Annotated in this window: 4 protein-coding genes; all 4 read right to left on the bottom strand. The window is 39.6% G+C overall.

The window, feature by feature from the left end; genetic code table 11:
• Nucleotides 1-95: 95 nt before the first annotated feature.
• Complete coding sequence (locus KL866_RS00790; RefSeq protein ID WP_214992521.1) at nt 96-239, bottom strand: hypothetical protein; 144 nt, start codon at nt 237-239, stop codon at nt 96-98.
• A 1,078-nt stretch (nt 240-1,317) separates the two neighbouring features.
• Entirely contained in the window at nt 1,318-1,446 is a 129-nt protein-coding gene (locus tag KL866_RS20430; RefSeq protein WP_285801288.1) for a hypothetical protein, read from the bottom strand.
• Nucleotides 1,447-1,528: 82 nt separating this feature from the next.
• Nucleotides 1,529-2,362 carry a hypothetical protein gene (locus tag KL866_RS00785; protein WP_214992518.1) on the bottom strand — a complete coding sequence of 278 codons (834 nt, stop codon included), beginning with the start codon at nt 2,360-2,362 and terminating at the stop codon, nt 1,529-1,531.
• A gap of 127 nt (nt 2,363-2,489) precedes the next feature.
• The gene (locus tag KL866_RS00780) at nt 2,490-3,890 is read right to left on the bottom strand and encodes a hypothetical protein (protein ID WP_214992515.1); all 1,401 of its coding nucleotides are present in this window, start codon (nt 3,888-3,890) and stop codon (nt 2,490-2,492) included.
• Nucleotides 3,891-4,587 lie beyond the last annotated feature (697 nt).

Raw genomic sequence — 4,587 nt, 5'->3', positions numbered from 1 at the left:
GCTATTACTGGAATATAGCCCTCGAGTTCAGACTCCGCCATGCGTATATGACGGCGTAATGCGGCTAGAAAAGTAAAGCGATGAGCTAGTACATATTACAGGGCTTTATAGTGCGAGTACTCGTCGCTTCCGATATCTCCGGTACCACCACCAACGGGATTGCCGTGGTCTGATGACATTACATAGACATGCCTGTCTTGTTTAGCCAACAAGCATGCCTGTCTTTTTAAAGTCGTCAAAATTCAACGGCTTTCTCCTTATGCCAAACGCCCGTATTTGCGGCTTTTTTTGAGCGCAGCGGAAAAACAAGACCGACAAAAAGCGTTTGTTAGAATTAGCTAATGGCACCGCCAGCTGCCCCAAGAAGACTAATCAAGCTAGCTTTTTCACTAATTTCCTCGCCGACTTTATTTAGCTTCTGGCGAAAAGTTAAATATTAGCATGCCTATCTTGTTAAATCTTTTGTTTAGCAATTGCTAGGGAAAAACGCAGAGGTGCCTGTTTTATTTAGATCTTATGAATTTTTATATAGTTTTCTTTGTCTTTTAATATAGCTATACAAAAAAACACATAAACATGCCTGTCTTGTTTAGTACTTTGAGAAGAGATGTAAAATTTATCATGACAGCCATAATTCGAAAACAAAAGTATCGCGTTATATACAAAGGTGCCTGTCCTGTTTAGTCACTAGAAGAAATGTTTTGACATTCTACGGAGTAGTTTGCACGCTATCCTTTATATTAGGCGTTATCGGTGCTCTTCCTATTTTGGTACTTACTTCGTTTTCCAGTTTATTGTGGGCAAAGTACTTATTATCTCGCTACCGTAAAATAAGCGGGGAGGAACCAGAAACGAACTAGTTAACATTGATCTAACTTCTTTGAAACCTAACCCGCTCCGGCGGGTTTGGCATTCAATAATCGAGGGTTGTTACCGTCTCCGCGATCGACGCTCAGAAAATTGTTGTAGCGCTACCGAAGCCATCTCACCAAATTTCATTTCAAGCACAACTTGCATAAGCCGTTCTCTATTCGAAGGAGTGTGGAAATAGCTTTTAGGCGTTTTTGATTCCAGAATGGGGATTTTGGTATTTAGCCATTCTTCTCTGAGCACGACTACAAATATGCCTGTCTTATCAAGCTGACTTCCTTTTCAGTCTTTCCAAACACAAACATGCCTGTCTTATTTAGTTAATATTTTCCATCTATTTCTCTACAGCTTTGTACGTATACTCGTACCCGTGGCATTTAACGCTAAGCTTTGGGGCGCTAGCACGTGGGCTAAAATCCGAGCGAAGGGAGTGCCAACAGCGTATTGTTATACGCCGCTATCACGAAGATGCTTTTTGATTGACTCTGAAATAGCATATGTATGAAGTTCATTTTCAGTGGCTTCGATGGCATCAGACAAGGCATGTGCCAAATCGAGCAGGACACCTTTGTTCATATCCCAAATCCAGACACAAACATGCCTGTCTTGTTTAGAATTAGGCGACCGTAGGGAGCGAATTTGATGTGGTTGTTATATTTCATTTATACAAGGCTTTCTCGATGATAATTAATATTCTTTTATAATTCGTTACGATCACATACATTAGCAGAGCGTAAAATGCATCTTGAATAGGAATGCGCGGCAGAGATAGGCCGCCGAGACCAAAATAAGAGATGAAGTTATAAGTAATTACTAAAACTAAAATACTAGCTATTTTTGTTTTCTTTTCGGCGTCAATATTGTCACTAGTCCCACTTTCCATGCCGACAAGATAGTCGGCACCTTTTTTCAATGAAATATATATAACGATCAGAATACCCAATATGACGGTAAGGATTAAACCTACAATGAAGTATTCCCACCATCCATTGCGCGAACTTCTAGCTGCGAATTCGGAATCAACTATTTCCCCTGATTTGGATATTTCTTCTAACTGTATCTGATTACTCGGGCTGTGCGTTATTTCAAAAGACACCTGACCTTTTGGTCTTATTGCTGGGATCTCAATTTTTTTAAACTTGCCATTAACATCTTTTACCGTGGCAGTCTCAGAACTTGGGTCAATTACAATGCTACTTGCCGATATGTCTTTATCAGAATGAATTGAAACCGTTATTTCCTCGGCAGGACCACCACCAACGTGACGAATATTGTATCTAGATGTAATCAATGTGATTTGCTTTCTGACATTATCAGGCAAACCCCTCACGTTTGTTTGGTGATATTCTTTTACTAATCTTGGAGTCTTTGCTTCTTCGAATACTTGATTAACATATGGCTGGCCTACAATCGTAACTAACGCGCCAAAGATTGCTCCTATTAAAGCAACTATGATTCCGTGTTTGAAACTCGATTTCTCATTCTCTGGCATGTCAGTAATTCTCGTTTGAAATATAACGCTTTGCTAAGCGGCAATAAAATAGCTGGCAAAAATTAGCGAGGAACGAGCAAAAGCCAGCTGTTTTTTGTCCGTTTAAGCAACTTGTTATAGCTCTTTGCTACATGGGGATTTTCCAACTTGATGTTGCTCTTCTGAATCTAGGGTCTTCAGTTTTCGGGGGCACGTAGTATTCATCATCGATGTTAAAAGATGACGCCATAGAATCTCTTACTCCTCCTAATCTTTCAATAGAAGTCAATTCATTTGCCACATCTTTAAATATCGTAGAAAACGCTTTGGTTCTTTGCGATTTCATGAACTCAGGAGTGCTTAATGCAAACTCCTTATCCGGCAAAGGAGGAATACCAGCTAGAGCAGTTAAACCATTAATAGATTTGATTAGAAAACTACCTTGAACTCCTTGTGAGGAAGGAACGCCAAAACTACGCTTGATATCACCAGTTATCTTATCTATGTCGCCCATTAATTTGGTTACTTTAGAATTTGCTGATGCGATACCATCCTCATCATAAGCTATTTTAATTTCTCTGATTACTTCTCTTGCTGTAATAAAGTGATCGGATTTTTTCAGCTCAAGCGCCGACGCAATAACATTATCAATCCCACCTGATTCAACTGTAAGCCAAGCTGAAAAAATAGGGAGATCCATGGAAATAGAGCTTGCTCTGCCGTGATCTAATATTTCAGAGGTTGTTGTAGAAATTTTGTTGCTCAGGCTGCCTATTAACTTAGAAGTATAATCGTGACCAAAAGCCCCGGTTTTTGACATCCAATGCATTTGATATGCGTGTCTAATAGGGTGTATGAATGAGTCCGCTTTTAAATGCTTAGCCGCCATACTGTAATAAATTGACTTATAGGCTAACCAATTTAGAGATGCTATAAACATTTCCAACGGGCGAGTTATACCACCATACCCATTGGTTTGGGATTTCATTTCTTGAATTGTGTGATGATGACCGTCAGAGCCAACCAATTTTACGTCTGTAGACCATCTTCCTTTTGTATCACCAACATCAGATAGTTCGTTAAAGATTGATGCACTCAGCTCACTATATTTCTCATACTCAGGAGTGTATGGCTGCCCTAACATTTTCAGCGTTAGATAATAGACACTTGAACGCATATCCCAAGTGCAAACCATATTAAGCTTTAACATTTCTACTAGCTTTTTAAAGTCATCATCAACAAACTCCCCCCCTCGTAGTTCAGGTTTAATTTGCTGAGCTTCATTTTTTGCTAATTGATCAACACCTGTTAACCCCAGATCATCTTGTGGTAGGAATCTAATAAAATCGAAGGTGTTAATTCTAGATTCTCTGTGTTCGGGTTTATAATTATCGATGCAAACCAAATCATCATAGAAAAGAATTGCTTGAATAACATTTTCAAATGCAACTAAATCGCCATTTATTGTGTCTGGATTTTTGACTAATATCCTTCCTGTAACTCTATCTACAGCTGTAAGTGATGCATTGTCAATTAATGCGTAAGACATGAATACTCCATTTCGATTGAGCTATAACGCTAAGCTTTGGGGCGCTAGCACGTGGGCTAAAATCCGAGCGAAGCGAGCCAGCCCACGTGTTAGCGTCCCAGCGACCGGAGGGAGTGCCAACAGCGTTTTGTTAGGCGTACAAAGGAACGTACGCAGCTTTGCTGCCACCACTAACCAAATAGACCGCTTATTTAAATTATTGAATTTAAGATAAAACAACCCTGTGCGAAATGCCAGATGTTAACGACATTGCTGGATAAAAGAGCGAGTTTAGAATACTGGTGATGTTAAATGTTGGCGTTACTGTGTTGATAAAAAGCGCGTTGCTAAAGCCGTTGAAACTACCGTAAAAGCAAGCTGTAAAGACGACCTAGCGAAACAGCCTTGATGCTGTAATGTCACAGCTGATCATGTTTTTAATGCTGTAAGTAAATGACGCCTAACAGTTTACTCGTCCCCAAACCGTCATGCTAATCCACACCATTTTGGGGCACTTCTCTTTTTTCTTCTTACAACTCTAAACCATAACCAACAGAGAAATAAAGAAAAATCCGTAATGTCGTTTTTAGCTCATTTATTAAAAACACCAAATCGACATGCAGATGATTTCGGTGTATTTAACGCTACACAAACATGCCTGTCTTGATTAGTCATGCCTGTCTTTTTAAGTCTTGAAAAAAGAAAACAAAGCTGCCAT

It is taken from the genome of Alteromonas sp. ALT199, assembly GCF_018619335.1.
Classification (GTDB): Bacteria; Pseudomonadota; Gammaproteobacteria; order Enterobacterales; family Alteromonadaceae; genus Alteromonas.
This window is presented reverse-complemented; position numbering and strand designations above follow the sequence as displayed.